This is a genomic window from Streptomyces sp. NBC_00236 (assembly GCF_036195045.1).
In the GTDB taxonomy this organism is placed as follows: Bacteria; Actinomycetota; Actinomycetes; order Streptomycetales; family Streptomycetaceae; genus Streptomyces.
The window spans coordinates 7,817,212-7,840,616 of record NZ_CP108100.1; the positions used below are offsets into that span (position 1 = coordinate 7,817,212).

The following is a 23,405-nucleotide window of genomic DNA, read 5'->3' on the forward strand; positions in this document are numbered from 1 at the left end:
GGTCAGTAGCCTCTGGTCAATACTGACCATGAACATGGCCGGATCCCCGAGGCGACTGTTGGAGACATCGATGGAGCGTCCCGCCTGGGCACCGCGAGGCATTGACATTTCGGTGCCGAGCGTGTCCCGAATGTACGACTTCTATCTGGGCGGCTCGCACAATTTCGAGGTGGACCGGGAAGCGGCCCGCAAGGCCATGGAGTTCATGCCGGGACTTCCCAAGATCATGCAGGCGAACCGCGCCTTTATGCGGCGGGCCGTACGCTTCGCGCTGGACGAGGGCGTCACGCAGTTCCTGGACATCGGCTCCGGGATACCGACCTTCGGCAACGTGCACGAGGTCGCTCAGGCGCTCGACCCGCAGGCGAAAGTGGCCTACGTCGATCATGATCCCGTCGCTGTTGCACACAGTCAGGCCGTACTCGAAGGCAACGACCGCGCGGTGATCGCCGCGGCCGACCTGCGTCGGCCGGAGGAGATCCGCGACCACCCCGAGGTCTCCAAACTTCTCGACCTGGACCGCCCCGTGGCGCTGCTGCTCGTCGCCGTGCTCCACTTCATCGAGGACGCCGACGACCCGCACACGGCCGTCGCCGCGCTGCGCGACATCCTCGCCCCGGGAAGCCTGCTGGTCGTCACCCACGCCTCGTACGAGGGGGTTCCCGTGACGAGGGAGGAAGCCGGCGGTGCGGTGGGGGTGTACGAGGACATCCGCAACCCGCTGGTCATGCGCTCCCGCGATCAGGTCGGCCGGTTCTTCGACGGCTACGAGATGGTCGAGCCCGGACTGGTGCCGATGCCGCTCTGGCGTCCCGAGGCAGCCGGTGCGCAGGAGAACGAGGACCCGTACGCCTTCGCGGGCTTCGCCGGAGTGGGACGCAAGGCGTGAGCATTCCCGCCCAGGCGTCCGGAGCCCCGGACGCGGAGCCCGACGGCCCCGAGGACCGGCTCCGGAGATTCGCCACGATCTGGAGCCGGGCGATCTTCCCGTCGACGGCCACCTCCATGACCCGGCCGGAGTTCGAGCAGCATCTGCTCCCGCTGGCCCGCTCGCTCAGCGACACGCTGCACGCCCGCCCGTTCGACCCGGCACCCGCAACCGCGGTGGGCACGGCCCTCGTCGCGGCGCACTGCACGGATCCGGACGCGCTCAGCTCCACGCTCGGCGTCGTCGACTCTTACCTGGTGCTCTACTGCGGCAGCAACGGACCGGTCGCGCTCTCGACCGAGGACAGCCGGTCCCGCAGCGCGCGGATCCAGCACGCGGTCGCCGGCGGCTTCTCCCAGGCACTGCGCGAGCGGACCCTCGCCGAGCAGGAGGCCATCGCCCGCTCGGCGCTCGCCGCACGCTCCCACGCCGAACAGGCGCTGCACGCGACGGAGGCGCGCTTCAGGGCCGTCTTCAAGGACGCGGCCATCGGCATCGGTATCGCCGATCTGGACGGCAACCTGCTGGAGATCAACGACACCCTCACCCGGATGTTCGGCGGCCTCGAGAACCACGTCCTGAGCCACCGGCTCAACGAGTGGGTCCATCCGGAGGACACCCCGCAGGTCTGGAAGTACTACAACGAGCTGGTCCGTGGTGAACGCGAGCACTACCGGGTCGAGAAGCCGTACTACCGCAACGACGGCACCGTCCTGTGGACCAATCTCACGGTGTCGCTGCTCCGTGACTCCGAGGGCCGGCCCGAGTACCAGCTGGCCCTGATGGAGGACACCACCGAGCGCCGGCTGCTCAATCTGCGGCTGCGGTACGAGGCCACGCACGACGCGCTCACCAGTCTGCCGAACCGGACGCTCTTCCTGGAACGGCTGGAGAAGGCGCTCTCGGCGGGCGACGGGAGCCGGTTCGGCCTCTGCTACCTGGACCTGGACGGCTTCAAGGCGATCAACGACAGCCTGGGCCACGCTTCGGGCGACCGGCTGCTGGTCGAGGTCGCGGACCGGCTGCAGAGCTGCGCGACCGCACCCGGGGAGATGGTGGCGCGGCTCGGCGGCGACGAGTTCGTGGCCCTGACCACCGGACCGGACACCGCGGCGGAGGTCGACGAGCTCGCGTGCCGGCTCCTCGGCGTACTTGCCGCGCCGGTACGCCTCGACGGGCGCGAGCTGACCGTCCGCGGGTCCATCGGGGTCGTCGAGGGGCCCGCCGGCGAGCGGAGCGCCGCGGAGGTGCTGCGCAGCGCCGACATCACGATGTACCGGGCCAAGTCCGCGGGCGGCAACCGCTTCGAGCTCGCCGACGCGGAGGCGGACGCCCGCGCGATCACCCGGCACGGCCTGACCACGGCGCTGCCGGCCGCACTGGAGCGCGGCGAGTTCTTCATCGAGTACCAGCCGCTGGTGCACCTGGACGACGGTTCGGTGCACGGCGCGGAGGCTCTGGTGCGCTGGTGCCACCCGCAGCACGGGGTGCTGGGGCCCGACCGGTTCATCGCACTCGCGGAGCACACCGGGCTGATCGTGCCGCTCGGCCGCTGGGTGCTGGAGGAGTCGGTGCGGCAGGCCAACTTCTGGCAGGAGCGGCACACCGACGGCGGTCCGCTGCGGATCAACGTCAACCTCTCACCGGCCCAGCTGCACCACCCGGGGCTGGTCGCGGAGACCGTCGACGTCCTGGAGCGTTCCGGGCTCGAAACGGGAGCGCTGTGCCTGGAGGTCACCGAGTCGGCCCTCATCGGGGCGGACGAGGACCTGCTGAAGCCGCTGCGGCAACTGGCGGAAATGGGCGTCGACATAGCGCTCGACGACTTCGGCACCGGGTACTCCAACCTGGCGAACCTGCGGCGGCTGCCGGTGAGCGTGCTGAAACTGGACCGGTCCTTCACCCAGGGGATGCAGCACCATCCGGCCGACCCCGTCGACCTGAAGATCGTCGAGGGGATCGTGTCGCTCGCGCACAGCCTCGACCTGGCCGTGACGGTGGAGGGCGTGGAGACGAGGGCGCAGGCGGATCAGCTGCGGCAGCTGGGCTGCGACACCGCCCAGGGCTGGTACTACGCGCGCCCCGGCGCACCGGACCGGATCCACTCCCTGCTGCTGGCCGACGCGGTGTGAGTCCGGCGGACGCCGTGCCCCCGAGTCCGTCGTCAAGCGCCGGACGGCCCTGAGGGGACGGCTTCCGCCCGGCTGGCGAGGAGCACCCGCTGCAGCTCACGCGCCGCCCGCGGCGGAGCCACGTCGCTGCGGTGCGCCAGCGCGATCGTGCGGCGCAGTCCCGGCCGCGCGAGGGGTGTCGTCCGCAGGTCGTGGCCGGCCCGGACGGCGACCATGCTCGGGACCACCGCCACGCCCAGGCCGGCCCGGACGAAGCCGAGCACGGCATCCATCTCGCCACCCTCCACCGTGAACGACGGCTCGAAGCCCTCGGCGCGGCAGGCGGCCACCGTCAGCTCCCGCAGGTCGTAGCCGTGCCGGAACATCACCAGCGGTTCGCCCTGAAGGTCCGCGATCCGGACCGTGCCGCCCCGGCCGGGCCGCGGACCGTCCGCCGAGGAGACCACCACCAGGTCCTCCTGGAGCAGTTCGACGGTGGTCAGTGCCGGTGAGGCCGCGGGCAGCGGCAGCACCACGAGGGCCAGGTCGAGTGCGCCGCGCGCCAGTTCACGTACCAGGTCGTGCGAACCGCCCTCCTCCAGCAGCAGCTGGATCCCGGGGTGCAGGTCGTGGAAGCGGCGCAGTACATCGGGCAGCAGCCCCGTGCAGACGCTGGGCGTCGCGCCCAGTCTGACCCGGCCACGGCGCAGCTGGGCCAGCTCCTGGACCTCGTGCCGTGCGGTGTCGGCGTCGGCCAGGATGCGCCGGGCGAGCGGCAGCAGGGCCTCGCCCGCGTCCGTCAGCGTGATGTTCCCCCGGGCCCGGCTGAACAGTTCGGCGCCCAGCTCGGTCTCGAGGGCCCTGATCTGCTGGGAGAGCGAGGGCTGCGAGACGTGCACCTCCTCCGCGGCGCGGGTGAAGTGCCGGGCCTCGGCGACCGCCACGAAGTACAGGAGCTGCTGGAACTGCATACACCCAGCCTACCGCGGTCAATAGGGTGCGCCTATGGATATCAGCTACTCCATGTCTTGGACTGATCGGGCCCTTCGGCCCTAGCGTCGTGTTCATGGCATTGGCAACACGGACGGACCGACGGCCGTCCATGACGCGCACGCTCTGGGACTCATCCGTCGGCAAGAAGACGATCATGGCCGTGAGCGGTCTGATCATGCTCCTCTACTTGGTCGTCCACATGGTCGGCAACCTGAAGATCTTCTTCGGTTCCGACGAGTTCAACGGCTACGCGCACTGGCTGCGCGTGATGGGCGAGCCGGTCCTGCACCACGAGTGGGCGCTGTGGATCGTCCGTGTCGTCCTGGTCGCCGCGGTGGTCCTGCACGCGGTGTCCGCGTACCAGCTCAGCCGGCGCGACCTGCGGGCGCGTCCCAGCAAGTACGTGCACAAGAAGCCGCGCGCGAGCTATGCCACGAACACGATGCGCTACGGCGGCATCATCATGGCGCTGTTCATCGTCTGGCACATCCTGGACCTGACGACCGGGACCGTGCACTCGGGCGGATTCCAGTCCGGGCACCCGTACCAGAACGTCATCGACACCTTCTCCACCTGGTACGGCAACGTCATCTACATCGTCGCCATGGTGGCCGTGGGGCTGCACGTCCAGCACGGGTTCTGGAGCGCGGCGCAGACCCTCGGCGCCGGCCGCGCGAGCCGCGACCGCGCCCTGAAGGCCCTCGGCAACGTCCTCGCGCTGGTACTGACGGTGGGCTTCGTCTCCGTACCCGTCGCCGTCATGACCGGAGTGGTGAGCTGACATGAACGACTACACGGACTACGCGACCGGCGCACCGGTCACCGACACCAAGGCGCCCGCCGGCCCCGTCGCCGAGCGCTGGGACACCCGCCGCTTCGAGGCGAAGCTGGTCAACCCCGCCAACCGCCGCAAGCACACCGTCATCGTCGTCGGCACCGGCCTCGCCGGCGGTTCGGCCGGTGCCACGCTCGCCGAACAGGGCTACCACGTCGTCCAGTTCTGCTTCCAGGACTCGCCCCGCAGGGCGCACTCGGTCGCTGCCCAGGGCGGCATCAACGCGGCGAAGAACTACCGCAACGACGGCGACTCGGTCCACCGGCTCTTCTACGACACCGTCAAGGGCGGCGACTTCCGCGCCCGCGAGTCCAACGTCCACCGCCTGGCCCAGATCTCCGTGGAGATCATCGACCAGTGCGTGGCCCAGGGCGTCCCCTTCGCCCGTGAGTACGGCGGCCTCCTCGACAACCGCTCCTTCGGCGGCGTCCAGGTCTCCCGCACCTTCTACGCCCGTGGCCAGACCGGACAGCAACTGCTCCTCGGCGCCTACCAGGCGCTCTCCCGGCAGATCGCCGCGGGCAACGTCGAGCTGCACCCCCGTACCGAGATGCTCGACCTGGTCATCGTCGACGGCAAGGCCCGCGGCATCGTCGCCCGCGACCTGGTCACGGGGAAGATCGACACGTACTTCGCCGACGCGGTCGTGCTGGCCAGCGGCGGCTACGGCAACGTCTTCTACCTGTCGACCAACGCGATGAACTCCAACGCCACCGCCATCTGGCGCGCCCACCGGCGCGGCGCGTACTTCGCCAACCCCTGCTTCACCCAGATCCACCCCACCTGCATCCCGCGCACGGGCGAGCACCAGTCCAAGCTGACGCTGATGAGCGAGTCGCTCCGCAACGACGGCCGCATCTGGGTGCCGAAGGCCAAGGGCGACGACCGCCCCGCGAACCAGATCCCCGAGGACGAACGCGACTACTACCTGGAGCGCATCTACCCCGCCTTCGGCAACCTCGTGCCCCGCGACATCGCTTCCCGCGCCGCGAAGAACGTCTGCGACGAGGGCCGCGGCGTCGGCCCCGGCGGCCAGGGCGTCTACCTGGACTTCGCCGAGGCCATCGAGCGGATGGGGCGCGCCAAGGTCGAGGAGAAGTACGGCAACCTCTTCGACATGTACGCGCAGATCACCGCGGAGAACCCGTACGAGACCCCGATGCGGATCTACCCGGCCGTGCACTACACGATGGGCGGGCTCTGGGTCGACTACGACCTCCAGACCACCGTTCCGGGCCTGTTCGCGATCGGCGAGGCCAACTTCTCCGACCACGGCGCCAACCGGCTCGGCGCCTCCGCGCTGATGCAGGGCCTCGCCGACGGCTACTTCGTCCTGCCGTCGACCATCAACGACTACCTGGCCCGCAACCCGCACCACGACGAGGTCGACGCCTCCCACCCCGCCGTGGAGGAGGTGGTCGCCGAGACCGAGGACCGGCTCAACCTGCTCCTGGCCGTCGACGGCGACCGCACCCCCGACTCCTTCCACCGGGAGATCGGTGAACTCATGTGGGAGTACTGCGGAATGGCCCGCACCGCCCAGGGCCTGCGCAAGGCCCTCGACCGGATCCCGCAGATCCGCGAGGAGTTCTGGCGCCGCATCAAGGTCCCCGGCACGGGCGACGAGTTCAACCAGTCGCTGGAGAAGGCCAACCGCATCGTCGACTACCTGGAGCTCGCCGAGCTCATGTGCCTCGACGCGCTGCACCGTGCGGAGTCCTGCGGAGGCCACTTCCGCGAGGAGTCGCAGACCGCGGACGGCGAAGCCGCCCGCCGGGACGAGGAGTTCTCGTACGCGGCGGCATGGGAGTTCGCCGCCACCGGCGAAGCCCCCGTCCTGCACAAGGAAGACCTCGTCTTCGAGTACGTCCACCCCACTCAGCGGAGCTACGCATGAAGCTCACCCTGCGCGTCTGGCGCCAGAAGAACGCCGACGCCCCCGGCGCCATGTCCACCTACGAGGTGGACGGAATCTCGCAGGACATGTCGTTCCTGGAGATGCTCGACACCCTCAACGAGGAGCTCATCCTCGAAGGCGACGACCCCGTCGCCTTCGACCACGACTGCCGCGAGGGCATCTGCGGCGCGTGCAGCCTCGTCATCAACGGCGACGCCCACGGCCCGGAACGCACCACCACGTGTCAGCTCCACATGCGGTCCTTCGCGGACGGCGACACGATCGACATCGAGCCCTGGCGCGCCTCGGCCTTCCCGGTCGTCAAGGACCTGGTCGTGGACCGTTCGGCGTTCGACCGGATCATCCAGGCCGGCGGCTACATCTCCGCCCCGACCGGTACGGCGCCCGACGCGCATGCGACACCGGTGCCCAAGCCGGACGCGGACTTCGCCTTCGAGCACGCCGAGTGCATCGGCTGCGGCGCCTGCGTCGCCGCCTGCCCCAACGGCTCGGCCATGCTCTTCACCTCGGCGAAGGTCAACCATCTCAACGTCCTGCCGCAGGGCGCCCCGGAGCGCGAGACCCGGGTCCTGGACATGGTCGGCCAGATGGACAGCGAGGGCTTCGGAGGCTGCACGCTCACCGGTGAGTGCGCCACGGCCTGCCCGAAGGGCATCCCGCTGCCGTCGATCTCCGCGATGAACAAGGAGTGGCTGCGGGCGACCCGCAAGGTCCGGCGCTGAGCGCTGGTGCCGGTTCCAGGTCCCGGAGGCCGCCCGCCTCCGGGACCTGGAAGTCCGTATGTCTCCGGCGGGGTCAGGAGGTAACGGAGAGATCGTCCGCGTGGACCGTGCCCTGCCCGTACCAGCCGTGCAGATAGACGGTCACCGTGCCGCTCGCGCCGGTGGTGAAGGCCACCGACTGCTTGGCGTAGCCGCTCGACGAACCCCAGGTGCTCGCCGACGCGCCGCCCCGGACACCGAGGTAGCCGTAACTTCCCTGCACCCATCCTTGAAGCGTGTACTTCGTGTGGGGCGACAGCGTGAGCGTCTGGGTGCACTCGCCGGTCTGCGAGGAGGTGGCCGCAGCGGCGAGCGCGTGCGTGCCGCCGTGCACCGGGGTGGAGACGACCGCGCCGCCGGACTCACAGGTCCAGGGACCGAGCGAGCCGGTCTCGAAGTCACCGTTGACCAGCGATCCGGTGCCACCGCCGGGACCGGAGACGGTCAGGGTGTACGGGGCCGAGTGGCTCAGCGTGCCCGAAGCGCCCGTCACGTTGATGGTGTACGTGCCGGGTGCGGCCGACGCCGAGGCGCTGACCGTCAGCGTCGACGTGCCTCCCGCGGTGACCGACGCCGGGCTGAGGGACGCAGCCACTCCGGCCGGTGCGCCGCTCGTCGTCAGCGCGACGGTCTTCGCGCTGCCCGAGGTGACCGCCGTCTTCACGGTGGCCGTCGCCGAACCGCCCGGTGCGACCGTCGCCGATGCGGGGGTGACGGCCACCGAGTAGTCGTCCGTCACCGGGCCGCTGCCGCCGCTCGTGAAGGGGGCGAACGTGTGGCTGAAGTACCAGGTGTCCTGCGCGATGCCGGAGCAGGTGTCGCTGCCGCCGGTGCCGGGGCAGCCGCCGTTGTCGCGCTGGAGCGCCCAGAACGACAGCGTGCTGACGCCCTTGGAGACGGCCCAGTCGTAGACCTGGGTGGCGTCGGCCGTGGTGAACGTCTCGGCGGGACCGTAGTCGTCGATGCCCGGCATCTCGATGATGCCGGTCATGCCCCAGAGCTGGGCGTCGGTCTTCGACGGGTACAGATCGGCGAGCTGGCCCTTGAGGCCGGTGATCGCCGTCTGGGTGTCCTGCGCCATGTTGTGCGCGGCACCGTCGTAGTAGTCGAACGTCATGAGGTTCACGACGTCGACCTTCGCCCCGTTGGACACCGCGTTCTCCAGCACCGCGAGACCGCTGTCGGCCAGCCCGCTGGTGGTGGTGGGCAGGGTGTACGAGATCTGCACCGAGCGGCCGTTGGCGGCCGCCCAGTCCTGGACCTTCTTGATCGCCTTGTTGCGGCGGTCGATCCCCGCGCTGTTCTCCAGCGCGTTGTCCTCGATGTCCATGTCGAGGCGGGACACGTCGTAGGTCGTGATGACCTTCTCGTACGCCGCCGCGATGGAGTCGACGCTCGTACAGCTGTCGGCGATCTCGGTTCCGCCGTTGTCGGCCGCGTAGCCGCCGAACGACGGGATCACATCACCGCCGCGCGACCGGATGGTGGTGAAGTCGGCGCCGAACTCGGACTGGGCGATGGGCGTACCCGAGTCGCCGTTCCAGTAGGGGGTGCAGGAACCGCGGGCCTCCGTCTGGATGAAGGCCATGGTCAGGTACTTCGCGCCGGACGCCTGGGAGAGCGCGGCCGGGCTGTCGCCGTTCCACGCCTCGAAGTACGGGGCGAAGACGTGCGCGGGCAGGGGAGTGGCGGCGGTTGCGGCAGCCTGGGCGCCGGCGCCTGATCCGAGGACCAGGCCTGCGGACGCGACGACGGTGGCCAAGGCGCCGAGGACGGCGCCGACTGTTCTTGGACGTCTCATGGGGCAGCTCCCAGCGGGGTGGGACAACGGGCGGATTGCCGTGAGGCATGCCCATGATTGGTCTGGACCAGATAACTGTCAACGTTCTTTACTGTTTCATGTCCAGCCGCTGCCCTGCCGCTTAACTCGCTCGGCGCACAAGGAAGTTGGGCGGTGTGGTGCGGTCAGTCCCGGGGGAGCGCGGCTCGGAGGTACGCGGCCGTGCGGCTGTCCTCGGCCCGGGCCACCTCCACCGGCGGTCCGGCCGCCACGATCCGGCCGCCCCGGTCGCCGCCGCCCGGGCCGAGGTCGATCACCCAGTCGGATCCCGCCACGACGGCCATGTCGTGCTCCACCACCACGACGGTGCTGCCCGCGTCGACCAGCCCGTGCAACTGCCGCATCAGTACCTCGACATCGGCCGGGTGCAGCCCCGTCGTCGGCTCGTCGAGCAGATACAGGGTGTGGCCACGCCGGGCGCGCTGCAGTTCGGCAGCCAGCTTGATCCGCTGAGCCTCGCCGCCGGACAGCTCCGTAGCCGGCTGTCCGAGGCGCAGATAACCGAGCCCCACATCGAGCAGCGTCCGCAGACTGCGCCCGGCGCCGGGCGTGTCCGCGAAGAAGCCGGCCGCCGACTCCACCGTGAGGTCCAGCACCTGAGCGATGTTCAGCCCCCGCAGGGTGACCGCGAGCGTCTCCGGGTTGTACCGCGCGCCGTGGCAGTCCGGGCAGGGCGCGTACGTACTGGGCAGGAAGAGCAGTTCCACCGAGACGAACCCCTCGCCCTGGCAGGTCTCGCACCGCCCGCCCGCCACGTTGAAGGAGAACCGGCCGGCCCGGTAGCCCCGCTCTCGCGCCACATCGGTCGCTGCGAACAGCTTGCGCACGACGTCGAAGAGTCCCGTGTACGTCGCCAGGTTGGAACGGGGGGTACGGCCGATGGGCCGCTGGTCGACCTGGACCAGACGGTCCACCGCGGCCAGCCCCTCCGCCGAGGCGCAGCCGGACGCGTGCCGCTCCATCTGCTCCTCCGAGGCGTCGTCCACGGCCTGCCGGTCCGCCAGCGCACCCGCCAGCACCTGCCCCACCAGCGTCGACTTCCCCGAGCCCGAGACCCCGGTGACGGCCGTGAACACCCCGAGCGGGAATGCGGCGTCCACACCACGCACGTTGTGCCGGTCCACCCCGTGCAGCCGCAGCCACCCCGAGGGCGTGCGCACCTCGCGTACGGGAGCGGGGGCTTCGTCGAAGAGGAAGCGCCGCGTCGCCGACTCCGCCACGTCGGCCAGAGCGGCCGGCGGCCCGCTGTGCAGGACCCGGCCGCCGTGCTCACCGGCCAGCGGCCCCACGTCCACGAGCCAGTCCGCCTGCCGGACCACATCCATCTGATGCTCCACGACGAAGACCGTGTTCCCGGCCTCCTTGAGCCGGCCGAGCACCGCGAGCAGCGACTCCGTGTCCGCCGGATGCAGTCCGGCCGACGGCTCGTCCAGGACGTAGACGACCCCGAAGAGCCCCGACCGCAGCTGGGTGGCCAGCCGCAGCCGCTGCAGCTCGCCGGACGAGAGCGTCGGAGCCGTACGGTCGAGGCTGAGATAGCCCAGCCCCAGTTCGGTGACCGTTCCGATCCGGGCCAGCAGATCCCCCGTCAGTACCCGGGCGGTGTCGTCCCCGCCCGCCGCCGACAGCACCTCGGCCAGCGCCGTGAGCGGGAGGCCCGCCAGTTCCGCGATCGTACGGCCCGCGAACGTCACCGCCAGGGCCTCCGGCCGCAGCCGGCTGCCGCCGCAGACCGGGCAGGGCGCACTCGTCAGGAAACGTTCGGCCTTGGCTCGCAGCGTGCGGCTCCGGGAGTCGGCGAACGTGTGCATCACATAGCGCCGCGCGCTCATGTACGTGCCCTGGTACGGGCGTTGGATGCGGTCGGCGTCGCGCACGGGATGCACGGTGACCACCGGCTGTTCGTCGGTGAACAGGATCCACTCACGGTCGGCCGGATCGAGTTCGCGCCAGGGCCGGTCGATGTCGTAGCCCAGTGCGTCCAGCACATCGCGCAGGTTCTTGCCCTGCCACGCGCCCGGCCAGGCCGCGATCGCCCCGGCCCTGATCGACAGCCCCGGGTCGGGGACGAGGAGCTCCTCGGTCGTGCGGTGGATCCGCCCGAGACCGTGGCATTCGGGGCAGGCGCCGGCGGCGGTGTTCGGCGAGAAGGCGTCCGAGTCGAGGCGTTCCGCCCCCGGCGGATACTCCCCGGCCCGCGAGAACAGCATCCGCAGGGAGTTGGACAGGGTCGTCACCGTACCGACGGACGACCGCGTCCCCGGCGCGGACCGGCGCTGCTCCAGCGAGACGGCCGGCGGCAGCCCGGTGATCTCGCCGACCTTCGGTGCGCCCACCTGGTGGATGAGCCGCCGGGCGTAGGGCGCGACGGACTCGAAGTAGCGGCGCTGAGCCTCCGCGTAGATGGTCCCGAAGGCCAGTGAGGACTTCCCGGACCCGGAGACGCCCGTGAACACGGTGAGCGTGTCGCGCGGGATGTCGACCCGGACGTCCTGCAGATTGTGCTCGCGTGCGCCGCGGACCCTGACGTACGGATCGTGGGGGGTGGGCATGGGGTGGGGCTCCGTACGGGGTTCGGGCAGGCTGACCGGGGCAAACGGTTCGATTCTAGGCGCCGGGCCCCTGCCGCGCCGTGTGGTGGAACGGCGCCGTCCCTTGGTTTGCTGGGCACATGAGAGACGACGACAGGCCGCTGGCCGTGTTCGACCTGGACGGCACCCTCGCGGACACCGCCCACCGCCAGCACTTCCTGGAGGGCCCCCGGCGCGACTGGGCCGGATTCTTCGCGGCTGCCCCCGCCGATCCGCCGCTGCCCGAAGGCGTACGGCTCGCCGTGCGCAGCGCCGGGGAGTGCGAGGTCGTCTACCTCACCGGGCGGCCGGAGCGCTGCCGGAAGGACACCGTGGCCTGGCTGGCCCGGCAGGGGCTGCCGGAGGGGCCGCTCCACATGCGGCGCAACGACGACCGGCGGCCGGCTCGCAGGACCAAACTGGAGACCCTGCGACGACTCGGCCGGGGCCGCGTCGTGCGGATGCTGGTGGACGACGACGAGCTGGTCTGCGACGCCGCCGAACTGGCCGGATTCACGGTGGTACGCGCCCGCTGGGCGATCGCCTCGCCTGCCCTGAAGGACGCGCAGGAGCGCGAGGGGCGCACCTGACCGGGGCCGGAGCCGTCACTCCGGGTCGTCGAGCCGGAAGCCCACTTTCAGGCCGACCTGGTAGTGCTCGATTCGGCCATCCTTGATCTGTCCGCGCACCTGGGTGATCTCGAACCAGTCGAGATTGTGCAACGTTTCGGAAGCTCTTGCGACGCCGTTGCGGATTGCCGCGTCCACGCCGTCATGGGAGGTTCCTACGATCTCGGTGACGCGATATGTGTGGTTTGACATGGTGTGTCTCCTCTCGCCCTTACCAAGGTGCCCCACCTCGGTGAGGTTCGCGAGAGATCGCTGAGTGCCGGTCTGTCCGGAACCGCCCTTGACCAAAGGATTGGTCCATACCAAAATCCAGCCACGCCCGTGCGAGCGCAGCCCGCAGTCCCCCACACCGGGTCCGCAAGTCTGTCCTGCCGTTTCGCAGAAGGTGACCCCCGTGAAGAACCGCATGCTCGTCGGAGCCATTGCCCTGATTTCCACTGCCGCGCTGGGCGGGTGCGGAATGATCCCGGGCTCGGGCGGTTCGGGCGACAAGAAGGTCACGATCTGGCTGATGAAGGACAGTGTCACCGGCGACTTCCTGGACCGCTTCAAGGCCTCGTACGAGGACGAGCACTCCTCGGTCGAACTGGAGTTCAAGATTCAGAGCTGGAGCGGAATCGGGCCGAAGGTTCTCGAAGCGCTGGGCGGCAAGGACACCCCGGACGTCATCGAGGTCGGCAACACCCAGGTCGCCCAGTACGCGGAGAGCGGCAATCTCCGCGACCTCACCCTGGAGTCCATGCGTGACCTGGGCAGCGAGGACTGGCTCCCCGGCCTGGCCCAGCCGGGCAGCATCCGCGGCGTCCAGTACGGAATCCCGTGGTACGCGGCCAACCGGGTGGTGATCTACAACAAGGACCTGTTCGAGGAGGCGGGAATCAAAAGCCCGCCGAAGACGCGTGAACAGTGGATCGAGGACACCGAAAAGCTGAACCGGAACGGCAATCAGGGCATGTACCTGCCGGGCCAGAACTGGTACGTGCTCGCTGGATTCATCTGGGACGAGGGCGGCGAACTCGCCGACGACAAGGGTGGGGACTGGCAGGGGCGGCTGGGCACTCCGGCGGCGCTGAGGGGGATGGATTTCTATTCCGAACTCCAGGCCCTGGGCAACGGTCCCAAGAACGCGGACGAGGAAAAGCCCCCGCAGAGCGATGTGTTCGCCAAGGGTGATGTCGCGCAGATCATCTCCACCCCCAGCACCGCGACCCTGATCGAGAAGGCGAACCCGGAACTCAAGGGAAAGCTGGGCTACTTCCCGATACCCGGCAAGACCGCGAAGGCACCGGGTTCCGTCTTCACCGGCGGCTCCGACCTGATCATTCCGCAGAAGGCGGACCAGCGGAGCGCGGGATTCGAGGTCATCAAGGCACTGGCCGGCGCGAAATGGCAGGAGGAGCTCGCCAAGGCCATGAGCTACGTGCCCAACAAGACGTCCCTGGCCCACGTCATCGAGGGCGAGGAGAGCACCGCCGCGATGGCCGAAGGCGCCGCGCGGGGCCACGCGACCCCCAACTCGCCGCAGTGGGCCGCCGTCGAGGCCGCCAACCCGATCAAGCCGTACATGACGGCGGTCCTCCAGGGCAAGGACCCGGCGACCGAGGCGAAGACCGCGTCCGAGAAGATCACCGCGCTGCTCGCCGGCAGCTGACCCGGCAGCTGACCCGGCAGCCGTCGCCCGGCCTCGCGGGGGAGGGTGGGACCCGCGCGCGGCACGGGGGCTTCGCGAGGAGGGCGGGCCGTCGCGCACCACGGGATTCAGCCGTCGCACATCCCCGCTCCCCATGGCGGACACGTCGAATCCAGCCGGTCACGGAAGAAGTAGGAGGGTCCGGGTCATCGCGGCCACGCGAAGGCCCGGCAGCCGCTCCTGCCGACCCGTCCCCGGAGTCCGTCATGCATGTGCTGCCCACCGCCTCCCCCCTCGCCCCGTCCGTCCCGGTACAGCGACCCGACCCCGCCGCCCCGCCGCGCTACCGGGTGTCCCTCGCCGTGGACCAGGCGGAGATACGCGCCGCCCAGCGCCTGCGCCACCAGGTCTTCTCCGCCGAGTTCGGCGCCCGGCTGGACGGACCCGAACCAGGTCTGGACAGCGATGCCTTCGACGCGTACTGCGACCACCTCCTGGTCCGGGAGACGGAGACCGGCGAGATCGTCGCCACGTACCGGCTCCTTCCGCCCGAACGCGCCCGTATCGCCGGACGCCTCTACGCCGAGAGTGAGTTCGACCTCGCCCGGCTCGAACCGGTCCGGGACGACCTGGTCGAGGTCGGCCGCTCCTGCGTCCACCCGGCCCACCGCGACGGCGCCGTCATCGCCCTCATCTGGGCCGGCCTGGCCCGCTACATGGAGCGCAGCGGGCACAACTGGCTGGCCGGCTGCTGCTCGATCCCGCTCTCCGACGGCGGGGCCGTGGCCGCCCGGGCCTGGGACACCGTACGGACGAAGCACCTGGCGCCCGAGGACTACTGGGTCACGCCACACCGCCTGTGGCAGCCCCCGGCCGGGCTCCCGGACGGCCCCGGAGGGCTCTCCTCGCTCCCGCCCCTGCTGCGCGGCTATCTGCGCCTGGGCGCCCGGGTCTGCGGGGCACCCGCACACGACCCCGAGTTCAACGTCGCCGACCTGTACGTCCTGCTCTCGCTCCGCGCCACCGACCCCCGCTACCTGCGCCATTTCCTCTCGCTCGCCCCCCAGCAGTGAGCGCCTGGCTGCCCGTCTCGCCCTGCACCCCGCCCGGCTGCGCCGCCCACGACGGCTCAGCCCGGCATCCGCTCACGGCGACGGCCCTGCTCGTCGCCGGCTGCGCGCTCACCCTCATCGGCGCGCTGTGTACCCCGCTCGTCCTGCTCCTCGGCCGCGCCGCCCGGGAGCGGCTGACCCGGGGCTGGGCGTACGGGGTGGTCCGCGCCTTCGGGGTGCGCGTGCGTGTCGTCGGCCGGGTGGACGGGCACCGGGGCGGGCCGGGGGTCCTGGTCGTCGCCAACCACGTGTCCTGGCTGGACATCCCCCTGGTCGCGGCCGTCTGCCCCGGCCGCATGCTGGCCAAGAGCGACATCAGGCACTGGCCGCTGCTCGGGCCGCTGGCCGCGCTCGGCGGTACTCTCTTCGTCGAGCGCGAACGGCTGCGGGCCCTGCCCGCGACCGTGCACGCCCTGGCGTCGGCGCTGCGGGGCGGGGCGCGCGTCGTGGTCTTCCCGGAGGGCAGCACCTGGTGCGGCCGCGGGCCCGGCGGCCGGTTCCGGCCCGCCGCCTTCCAGGCGGCGATCGACGCCGGAGCCGCCGTCCAGCCGGTCCGCATCCGCTACCTCGGCACCCCCGCGGGGCGCCGGACCCCGGCGGGAGCCGCCGCATTCGTGGGGGACGATCCGCTGGCCGCCTCCCTGTGGCGGGTGGTGCGGGCGGCCGGGCTGACCGCCGAGATCCACGTCCTGCCGTCGATCCCGGCGGGCAGCGTCAACGGCCGCCGCGCACTGGCCGGGCTGGCTCAGTCCACGGTGGCCAGCGACAGCGCGAACCTGCCTGCCGAATCGGTCCACCACTGACTCAGCCGAAGGCCCGCGGCGGCGAGTTCATCGCGCACACCGTCCTTGCGGAACTTCGCCGACACCTCCGTCCGCACCTCCTCACCGTCCTCGAACGGCACCAGCAGATCCAGCTCCGGGATCTTCACCGTGAGTGCCCGGCGGGCCCGCAACCGCATCTCGATCCACTCCTGTTGCGGGTCCCACCGGGCCACATGCTCGAAGTCGTCCGGCGCGAAGTCCGCACCCAGCTCCCGGTCGACGACCGACAGGACGTTCCGGTTGAACGCGGCCGTCACTCCGGCCGCGTCGTCGTACGCCGCGACCAGCACCTTCTCGTCCTTCACCAGATCCGTCCCCAGCAGCAGCGTGTCGCCGGGGGACAGCATCGACCGCACCGACGACAGGAACGCCGCCCGCTCGGCGGGCAGCAGATTGCCGATGGTGCCGCCGAGGAAGGCCACCAGCCGCGGGCCCGGAGTGTCCGGCAGCGACAGCTCCGCGGTGAAGTCGGCGATCAGCGCGTGCACCGACAGCTCCGGCCGCTCCTTGAGCAGTGCGTCCGCCGCACCGCGCAGCGCGCTCTCGCTCACGTCGACCGGAACGTAACTGTGCAGGTCCGCGAGCGCGTCCAGCAGGTGCCGGGTCTTCTCCGAGGAACCCGAACCCAGCTCCACGAGCGTCCGGGCACGGGACGCGGCCGCGATCTCGGCCGCCCGGTCGATCAGGATCTCCCGCTCCGCGCGCGTCGGGTAGTACTCGGGCAGCCGGGTGATCTCCTCGAACAGTTCACTGCCGCGGGCGTCGTAGAACCACTTGGGAGGCAGCGTCTTCGGCTGCCGGGTCAGACCGTGCAGCACATCGGCGCGCAGCGCCGCGTCCGTCGCGTCCACCGGCAGGGTACGGGTCAGCAGAAAGGGACTCACTGGGTGGGCTCCTTGAGCGTGGTCAGCAGGACTTCGGCGCGGGTCGCGGTCAGCAGTGTGCGGTCGGGGGCCTCTTGCCAGCGCGGATCGTCGTCGTACGGCTCCGAGGCGACGACCGCGTGCCTGCCGGGCTCGGCCAGGTACCAGAGGGTGTCGCCCCACGCCGTCGCCACGATGCTGCGGCCGTCGGTGAGCAGCAGGTTGAGCCGGGACCCGGGCGCCGCCCCGGCCACGTCCCGCACCGTGCAGGCAACCGCCTCCGGTAGCGCGTCGCCCGATGCCAGACGGTGCTGGATCAGGGCCCACACCAGCGCGGAGTCACAGCGGGCGGTGAGGCGGAGCAACTCGGCCGGGGGCAGTGCAGCGGCCACCGGTGCCACGGATCCGGGCCAGCCCTTCACCGCGCCGTTGTGGCTGAAGAGCACTCCGCCGCTGCGGAACGGCGCAGCCGCCGCCTCACCGTCCGGGTCCGCCTCGGTGGCGTCCCGGACCGCGGCGAGCAGGGCGCCGCTGCGCACCACCCGGGCCAGATCGGCGAACGTCTGGTCCCCCCAGACGGGCCCCTGGCGGCGGTACCGTCCCGGCTCCGGGTCCCCGTCCGCGTACCAGCCGACACCGAAACCGTCCGCGTTGACGGTCCCGTACCGCTGCCGGCGCGGTTCCCAGGACTGCCGCACCAGCGAGTGCGCCGGCTGGGTCAGCACGACGCCCAAGGGGATCGGCGGCCCCACATAGGCGATATGACGGCACATCACACATCCCTGGCCGTACGGAAGCCGGAGAAGATCTGACGCCGCACCGGAAGGTCCCAGTTGCGGAACGTCCCCCGGCACGCCACCGCGTCCACGGCGAACGAGCCGCCGCGCAGCACCTTGTGCTCCGGGCCGAAGAACACCTCCGAGTACTCGCGGTACGGGAACGGTGCGAAGCCCGGGTAGGGCAGGAAGTCGCTGGACGTCCACTCCCACACGTCGCCGATCAGCTGACCGGCGCCCGAGGGCGCGCGCCCGGCCGGGTACGCCCCCGCCGGTGCGGGACGCAGATGGCGCTGCCCGAGGTTGGCGCGCTCCGGTGTCGGGTCCTCGTCGCCCCACGGATAGCGCCGGGAGCGCCCGGAGGCGGGGTCGTGCCGGGCCGCCTTCTCCCACTCCGCCTCGGAGGGCAGTCTGCGGCCGGCCCAGCGGGCGTACGCGTCCGCTTCGTACCAGCTGACGTGCAGTACCGGCTCATCCGCCGGGACCGGTTCGGTCACCCCGAAGCGCCGGCGCAGCCACTGCCCGGCGTCCCGGTGCCAGAACAGCGGCGCCGTGAGCTCGTGTTCGCGCACCAGCTCCCATCCCGCGGGCTGCCACCATCGCCGCTCCGTGTAGCCGCCGTCCTCGATGAAGGCCCGGTAGGCGCCGCAGGTCACCGGCGCGGTGTCGATGAAGAAGCCGGGCACCTCGCGCACGTGCGCGGGCCGTTCGTTGTCGAGCGCCCACGGCTCGTTCGACGTGCCCATGGTGAACGGGCCGCCGGGGACCAGGACTTCCGGTGCCAGGGCGGCCGCACCGGCTGCCCGCGGCGGTTCCGGGGCGGTCAGCGCGGCTGGGCCCGAGCGCAGCTGATGGGTGATCAGCATGGTCTCGTCGTGCTGCTGTTCGTGCTGGGCGATCATCCCGAAGACGAAACCGGACCGCACCAGCGGCCGGTCGCCCAGGGGCGTCGACTCCAGTACGTCCAGGGCACGGCCGCGTACCTCCGAGGCGTACGCGCGGGCCTCGGCGGGCGCCAGCAACGGCAGGGAGGGCCGGGTGGCCCGGGGGTGCTCAAACGCGTCGTAGAGGCCGTCGATCTCCGGGCGCATGGCCTCACGGCCGGCGACGCCGCGCAGCAGCCACAGCTCTTCCTGGTTGCCGATGTGCGCGAGGTCCCAGACGAGGGGGGACATCAAGGGGGAGTGCTGCGCGGTGAGTTCGCGGTCGTCCACGCTGTCGGTCAGGATCCCGGTCCGCTCGCGGGCGGTGAGCAGCGCGTCGAGCGCGCGCTCCCTGAGCAACTCTGGGTCGTGGACGACCGGTTTCTGCGGGGTGTGCGGCGAAGGTGCGGGGGAGTCGGTCATGAGAGGGTCCCCTTCGGGTGGACCGAACCGAGGTGCCGGTCCGTGGTGAGCAGATCCCGCAGGTCGTCGGCCGGACATCGGCCCCGTGCGACATAGCGGTCCCGGAAGTCGGCCACTGCCTCCAGTACCGTCTCCGTCGCTCCCCTGCGCGGCAGCGCCTCCAGTGCGAGGTCGAAGCAGGTGACCGCAGCGGCCCGCAGTTCCGGATCGGTCAGCCCGTCGCGGGCGGCCCCGGCCCAGAGCGGATTGCGCGGCGCGGCCAGTGGGCCCGCCGTCTCGGCCAGGGGTTTGACGGTGCGGTACACGGTCTCGGCGGCCTCCGGGTCGTCGAACAGGGCAGTGGTGACGGCGAGCGGGACGAGCCAGCCGTCGTCGCCGTGCTGCGCGTCGATCATGCGCAGCTCCAGATGCCCGCGCGGTCGTACCGGCGGGAACAGCGTGGTGATGTGGTAGTCGAGGTCGGCCCGGACCGGGCGACGCGGTTCCCCGCGGCGGATCCAGTCACGGAAGGTGAGCCCCTCGGGCACGGCCCAGGGACCCTCGTCGCCCCTGATGCACAGCACGGGCGTGTCGAGCACATGGGCGGCCCAGGCGTCCCGGGGCGGTAGCTGCCCGGCCGGGGCCAGGGTGCGCAGCGGATCGAGGTCGGCCCACAGCGACTGGCGCGTCGACCGCCACGGTGCCGGCTTCCCCAGCCGGAACGGCGAGTTGGCGAACGCGGCCACCAGGACCGCGCCCAGCAGATGGGACAGCTGCCAGCGCCGCCCGTATCCGAGCGGTCCCGGCTCCTCCTCTCCGGCGTCCAGACAGACCTGGACGGAAGCGGTCGTGCACATCATGGCGCGGCCCGCGGGGCCCGACCGGTCGAGCGCGATCTCCATGGCGTCGTAGCGGGGCTGGTGCAGCAGCCGGCGCGGCGGATGCCAGGGGTCGACGCCGAACCCGGCCGGAGCGAGGCCCAGCCGGTCGAGGGTGTCGCGTACGGCGACGAGATCGGCGGCCGTGTCGTTGATGCAGGCCATGAGCGAGTCGGCGGGGCGCGAGCTGAGCTCCAGCTGGCCGCCGGGTTCGAAGGTGAGCGCCGCGTTCAGGGGCAGCTCCCCGACGGCCTTCGCGGCCGCGTCGAGACGGTGGTGCGCGACAGGCACGTGGGGCCGGTCACGATCGTGGAGGAGCCATTCGAGCTCGACCCCCACGATGCGGGGCGGGCCTGTCTTGAAGCAGATGCAGCGCAGTAAATCCTCCGCCTCGCCCTCGCCGATGGGCGTGGGCTGTCCGGGCGGACCGTGTTCGCCAGGTGTGTCGGTTGACATGCCGGGCCTCCTGTTCCGGTGCGACCGTCCTACCCAAACCCCTGCCGGGAGATCGCACAAGGGTGCCCCTGTGCGTCGGAAATTCACTTGCGTCCGTGCCGTGGGGTCGTTGACGATGCCCCGTATGCACCATAAGGGGGAGGGCCGGTGAGCGCCCGGCTGCGCGGCATCGCGCGAGAGACCGAGACCATCGTCGAGGCGGGCCACTACCGCACACCGCAGGGCCGCGAGGTCAGCATCGAGCGTGCGCTGACGGCCGCCCTGTCGGGTACCAGGCTGTACGGCCCCGAGCCGGTGCACGTCGCGGCCCTGGACGGGGACCGCACCCCGCGCATCGAGGTCACGGCGGAGAGCAGCCTCCAGGCGGCCGCCCGGCTGACCGGCGAGCAACCGGGCAAGGTCGCCGTCCTGAACTACGCCTCCGCGCGCAATCCGGGCGGCGGCTACCTCAACGGGGCGCAGGCGCAGGAGGAGGCCCTGTGCCGCGGCTCCGCCCTGTACGCGACGCTGCTGCGGGCTCCCGAGTACTACGCCCGCCACCGGGCCGAACGCAGCGCCTTCTACACCGACCGGGTCATCCACTCACCGGGCGTGCCCGTCTTCCGGGACGACCGCGGCCGGCTGCTCGACACCCCGTACACGGCGGGATTCCTCACCTCTCCCGCGCCCAACGCCGGCGTGATCCGCCGCACGGCCCCCGAGTCCGCGCACCGCATCCCCGCCGCTCTCGCCTCGCGCGCCGAGAGGGTGCTGGAGGTCGCGGCGGTACGGGGCTACCGCAGGCTGGTGCTGGGCGCCTGGGGATGCGGTGTCTTCCAGAACGACCCCGCAGAGGTGGCGGGGGCCTTCGGCGCCCTGCTCACCGGCGACGGCCGCTTCGCGGGCCACTTCGAGCAGATCGTCTTCGGCATCCTGGAACGCAGCGCCGATTCGCCCACCAGGGCCGCCTTCGACCGTGCGTTCGCCGCCGAGGGGCAACCCTCAGGCTGACGTTGAGCCATAGGGTTCGACGCCAGCGCGCTCGTCGCGGCTGGACCGTTCGGGTCGGCGCGCCCGCCGCGGCCGCGCGGACCGGCCACGGCCGTGACGGACGCGGACGTGCTCAGCGCCAGCCGTAGCGTTCCCGCATCCGCTCGACGACCAGGTCGAACCTGTCCCGGTCCAGCGCGCACGCCTCACGCCGCATGCCGTCCTCGTGCACCCGCAGCACCCGGTCCAGGTCGACCCACGACGGACGGCCCGAGCTGTCCCAGGGGCCCGCTCCCAGTCCCACCCATTCCCGGTCCTGGTCGTGCTGCTTGCTGGACAGCTGTACAGCGAGCAGTGTCCCCGCCGCCTCACGGGCGACCACGAGAACCGGACGGTCCTTGCCGCGCCCGTCGTTCTCCTCGAACGGCACCCAGGTCCAGACGATCTCGCCGGGATCGGGGTCGCCGTCGCGGTCGGGGGCGTACGAGGTGCGGACCGGACCCACGTCATGCGGGTCGGCCTGGGAGGTGGCGGTGGGGCCGGCCCGGCCGGGGAAGGAGGCCGTGCTGTCATTGCTGTCGCTGCGGTGCTGGATGGTCATCGCAACACCGTAGGACCTGTACGGCCCCTCGCGTGGAGCGGGTCCGCCGTACGGGCCGCGGACCATCACCCGTACCCCCTTGGTTCCGGCGCGGTCCGGACCTCGGCCTGAGGCTGAGACCCGGTCAGGGCCCCGGCGCGTTCCCGTGCCGAACGGGTCTGGAAGACTGCCCGACGCCATGAGTCAGTTAACCGAGCAGCCCGCCGAAGGCCCCGTCCCGACCAGCGCCGACGTGGCGCGGCTGGCGGGCGTCTCGCGGGCCACCGTGTCGTACGTGCTGAACAACAACACGGCCGTGAGGATCAGCGATCCGACCCGCCGCCGGGTGCGGGAGGCCGCCACCGAACTCGGCTATGTACCGCACGCGGCAGCCCGGAGCCTGCGCGCCGGACACTCGCGCATGGTGCTCCTGCCGACCGCGCACCTCTCCTCCACGCCGCTGCACCACCGCTTCCTGCACGGGCTGGAATCGGGCCTGCGACGCCTCGACTACACCGTCGTCCAGTACGGCTCCATCGGCCTCGACCCGGACGACGCCGCCCGCGCCTGGGCCGAGCTGCGGCCCGTGGCCGTCATCGCGCCCGGTTCGGTCCCCCTCACTCCGCAGGGCATCGCCGTACTCCGTCGCTCCGGCGCGAAAGCGGTGATCACCCTCGGACCGCAACCGGTTCCCGGCGCCCACGCGCTGATCACGGATCAGCGGGAGGTGGGCGCCAGCGCCGTCCGGCATCTGCTGGAGCGCGGCCGGCGGCGGATCGGCGTGGTGATGCCCGCGGAACCCGGTCCCGCCCTGTTCGCCGGCCCCAGACTGGCCGGTGCCCGGCGGGCCGCCGCGGCCGGCCGCGTCCGGGTCGAGGAGCTCCCGCTGCACTACACGGAGGAGTCGGCGGCAGCCCTGGCCGCCCGCTGGAGCCCTCTCGGTCTGGACGCCGTGTTCGCGTACGACGACGCCTACGCGATGCTGCTGATGCGGGCCCTCCAGGACGCCGGGATCCAGGTGCCCGAGGACACCGCGGTGGTCGGCGCGGACGACTTGATGCTGGGAAGGCTGCTGAGGCCCAGGCTCAGCAGCGTACGGATGGAACTGGCGACGGTGCAGCCGCTGGCCGACCTCGTCGACCGGCTGGTGCAGCACCCCGGCCCGGAACCCGAACGGCACGACCTGCTGCGGGCCCGGACCGTCCACCGTGAATCCAGCTGAACCGGCCGTCAGCGCGGCAACATGCGCGGCGGACGCCCCTTGCCTAGCGTCATGACCATGAGTCATCCGCAGAGTTACGAGATCCTGCTGGTTCCCGCGTTCACCGACGTCAAGGGCACGGCGGACAAGGGAGCCGGGACGAAGGCCTCAATCGCCGGCGATTCCGGTACCGGCGACGCGGCCGC

The 23,405-nt window shown here is 71.3% G+C and carries 20 protein-coding genes; 11 read left to right on the plus strand and 9 right to left on the minus strand.

The window, feature by feature from the left end; translation table 11 throughout:
* Positions 1-70: 70 nt before the first annotated feature.
* Both OG446_RS34845 and OG446_RS34850 read left to right on the plus strand, forming a co-directional pair.
* Positions 71-889, plus strand: coding sequence for an SAM-dependent methyltransferase (locus OG446_RS34845; protein ID WP_328897778.1), 819 nt, complete (start codon positions 71-73; stop codon positions 887-889).
* Positions 886-3,060 carry a putative bifunctional diguanylate cyclase/phosphodiesterase gene (locus OG446_RS34850; protein WP_328897779.1) on the plus strand — a complete coding sequence of 725 codons (2,175 nt, stop codon included), beginning with the start codon at positions 886-888 and terminating at the stop codon, positions 3,058-3,060. Before OG446_RS34845 ends, OG446_RS34850 begins: the two co-directional genes overlap by 4 nt.
* A gap of 32 nt (positions 3,061-3,092) precedes the next feature.
* Here OG446_RS34850 and OG446_RS34855 read toward each other — a convergent pair whose 3' ends face one another.
* On the minus strand, positions 3,093-4,010 hold the full coding sequence (locus OG446_RS34855; RefSeq protein WP_328897780.1) for a LysR family transcriptional regulator: 918 nt from the start codon (positions 4,008-4,010) through the stop codon (positions 3,093-3,095).
* A gap of 95 nt (positions 4,011-4,105) precedes the next feature.
* Here OG446_RS34855 and OG446_RS34860 point away from each other — a divergent pair, with 95 nt between their 5' ends.
* From OG446_RS34860 to OG446_RS34870, 3 genes are read left to right on the plus strand one after another with little or no spacing between them, the layout of a single operon-like run.
* Complete coding sequence (locus OG446_RS34860; RefSeq protein ID WP_328897781.1) at positions 4,106-4,813, plus strand: succinate dehydrogenase; 708 nt, start codon at positions 4,106-4,108, stop codon at positions 4,811-4,813.
* A 1-nt stretch (position 4,814) separates the two neighbouring features.
* On the plus strand, positions 4,815-6,764 hold the full coding sequence (locus OG446_RS34865) for a fumarate reductase/succinate dehydrogenase flavoprotein subunit (RefSeq protein ID WP_328897782.1): 1,950 nt from the start codon (positions 4,815-4,817) through the stop codon (positions 6,762-6,764).
* Positions 6,761-7,507 (plus strand): succinate dehydrogenase/fumarate reductase iron-sulfur subunit, encoded by a 747-nt coding sequence (locus tag OG446_RS34870; protein ID WP_328897783.1) that lies wholly within the window; start codon positions 6,761-6,763, stop codon positions 7,505-7,507. The genes OG446_RS34865 and OG446_RS34870 overlap by 4 nt, the downstream gene beginning before the upstream one ends.
* A 73-nt stretch (positions 7,508-7,580) precedes the next feature.
* On the opposite strand, the gene OG446_RS34875 is transcribed toward OG446_RS34870, so the two are convergent.
* Together OG446_RS34875 and OG446_RS34880 are read right to left on the minus strand one after the other, a co-directional pair.
* A complete protein-coding gene (locus OG446_RS34875; RefSeq protein WP_328897784.1) occupies positions 7,581-9,347 on the minus strand; it encodes a glycosyl hydrolase family 18 protein in 1,767 nt (588 codons plus the stop codon).
* Positions 9,348-9,511: 164 nt separating this feature from the next.
* A complete protein-coding gene (locus tag OG446_RS34880) occupies positions 9,512-11,938 on the minus strand; it encodes an excinuclease ABC subunit UvrA (protein WP_328897785.1) in 2,427 nt (808 codons plus the stop codon).
* Between the two features lie 119 nt (positions 11,939-12,057).
* Here OG446_RS34880 and OG446_RS34885 point away from each other — a divergent pair, with 119 nt between their 5' ends.
* Positions 12,058-12,546 (plus strand): phosphatase domain-containing protein, encoded by a 489-nt coding sequence (locus OG446_RS34885; RefSeq protein WP_328897786.1) that lies wholly within the window; start codon positions 12,058-12,060, stop codon positions 12,544-12,546.
* 15 nt (positions 12,547-12,561) lie between these two features.
* Here the strand turns inward: OG446_RS34885 and OG446_RS34890 are convergent, their stop codons facing one another.
* A complete protein-coding gene (locus tag OG446_RS34890; protein WP_219570073.1) occupies positions 12,562-12,777 on the minus strand; it encodes a dodecin in 216 nt (71 codons plus the stop codon).
* Between the two features lie 202 nt (positions 12,778-12,979).
* Between OG446_RS34890 and OG446_RS34895 the strand changes: the two genes are divergently transcribed.
* The 3 genes from OG446_RS34895 to OG446_RS34905 all read left to right on the plus strand — a co-directional run bounded on the left by OG446_RS34895 (position 12,980) and on the right by OG446_RS34905 (position 16,130).
* The gene (locus OG446_RS34895; protein WP_328897787.1) at positions 12,980-14,236 is read left to right on the plus strand and encodes an extracellular solute-binding protein; all 1,257 of its coding nucleotides are present in this window, start codon (positions 12,980-12,982) and stop codon (positions 14,234-14,236) included.
* Between the two features lie 245 nt (positions 14,237-14,481).
* On the plus strand, positions 14,482-15,288 hold the full coding sequence (locus OG446_RS34900) for a GNAT family N-acetyltransferase (RefSeq protein WP_328897788.1): 807 nt from the start codon (positions 14,482-14,484) through the stop codon (positions 15,286-15,288).
* Positions 15,285-16,130 carry a lysophospholipid acyltransferase family protein gene (locus OG446_RS34905; protein ID WP_328897789.1) on the plus strand — a complete coding sequence of 282 codons (846 nt, stop codon included), beginning with the start codon at positions 15,285-15,287 and terminating at the stop codon, positions 16,128-16,130. Before OG446_RS34900 ends, OG446_RS34905 begins: the two co-directional genes overlap by 4 nt.
* On the opposite strand, the gene egtD is transcribed toward OG446_RS34905, so the two are convergent.
* The 4 genes from egtD to egtA are packed head-to-tail and all read right to left on the minus strand — an operon-like array spanning position 16,073 to position 20,449.
* Positions 16,073-17,035: an L-histidine N(alpha)-methyltransferase gene (egtD, locus tag OG446_RS34910; RefSeq protein WP_328897790.1), complete on the minus strand. Its 963-nt coding sequence runs from the start codon at positions 17,033-17,035 to the stop codon at positions 16,073-16,075. The genes OG446_RS34905 and egtD overlap by 58 nt on opposite strands.
* The gene (egtC, locus tag OG446_RS34915) at positions 17,032-17,787 is read right to left on the minus strand and encodes an ergothioneine biosynthesis protein EgtC (protein ID WP_328897791.1); all 756 of its coding nucleotides are present in this window, start codon (positions 17,785-17,787) and stop codon (positions 17,032-17,034) included. Before egtC ends, egtD begins: the two co-directional genes overlap by 4 nt.
* Complete coding sequence (gene egtB / locus OG446_RS34920) at positions 17,787-19,136, minus strand: ergothioneine biosynthesis protein EgtB (RefSeq protein WP_328897792.1); 1,350 nt, start codon at positions 19,134-19,136, stop codon at positions 17,787-17,789. Before egtB ends, egtC begins: the two co-directional genes overlap by 1 nt.
* Positions 19,133-20,449, minus strand: coding sequence for an ergothioneine biosynthesis glutamate--cysteine ligase EgtA (gene egtA, locus OG446_RS34925; RefSeq protein WP_328897793.1), 1,317 nt, complete (start codon positions 20,447-20,449; stop codon positions 19,133-19,135). The genes egtB and egtA overlap by 4 nt, the downstream gene beginning before the upstream one ends.
* 147 nt (positions 20,450-20,596) lie before the next feature.
* Between egtA and OG446_RS34930 the strand changes: the two genes are divergently transcribed.
* Positions 20,597-21,439: a TIGR02452 family protein gene (locus OG446_RS34930; protein WP_328897794.1), complete on the plus strand. Its 843-nt coding sequence runs from the start codon at positions 20,597-20,599 to the stop codon at positions 21,437-21,439.
* A 112-nt stretch (positions 21,440-21,551) separates the two neighbouring features.
* Here the strand turns inward: OG446_RS34930 and OG446_RS34935 are convergent, their stop codons facing one another.
* Complete coding sequence (locus OG446_RS34935; protein WP_328897795.1) at positions 21,552-22,019, minus strand: type II toxin-antitoxin system PemK/MazF family toxin; 468 nt, start codon at positions 22,017-22,019, stop codon at positions 21,552-21,554.
* 178 nt (positions 22,020-22,197) lie between these two features.
* Between OG446_RS34935 and OG446_RS34940 the strand changes: the two genes are divergently transcribed.
* Complete coding sequence (locus tag OG446_RS34940) at positions 22,198-23,220, plus strand: LacI family DNA-binding transcriptional regulator (protein WP_328897796.1); 1,023 nt, start codon at positions 22,198-22,200, stop codon at positions 23,218-23,220.
* The last annotated feature ends 185 nt before the right edge of the window (positions 23,221-23,405 follow it).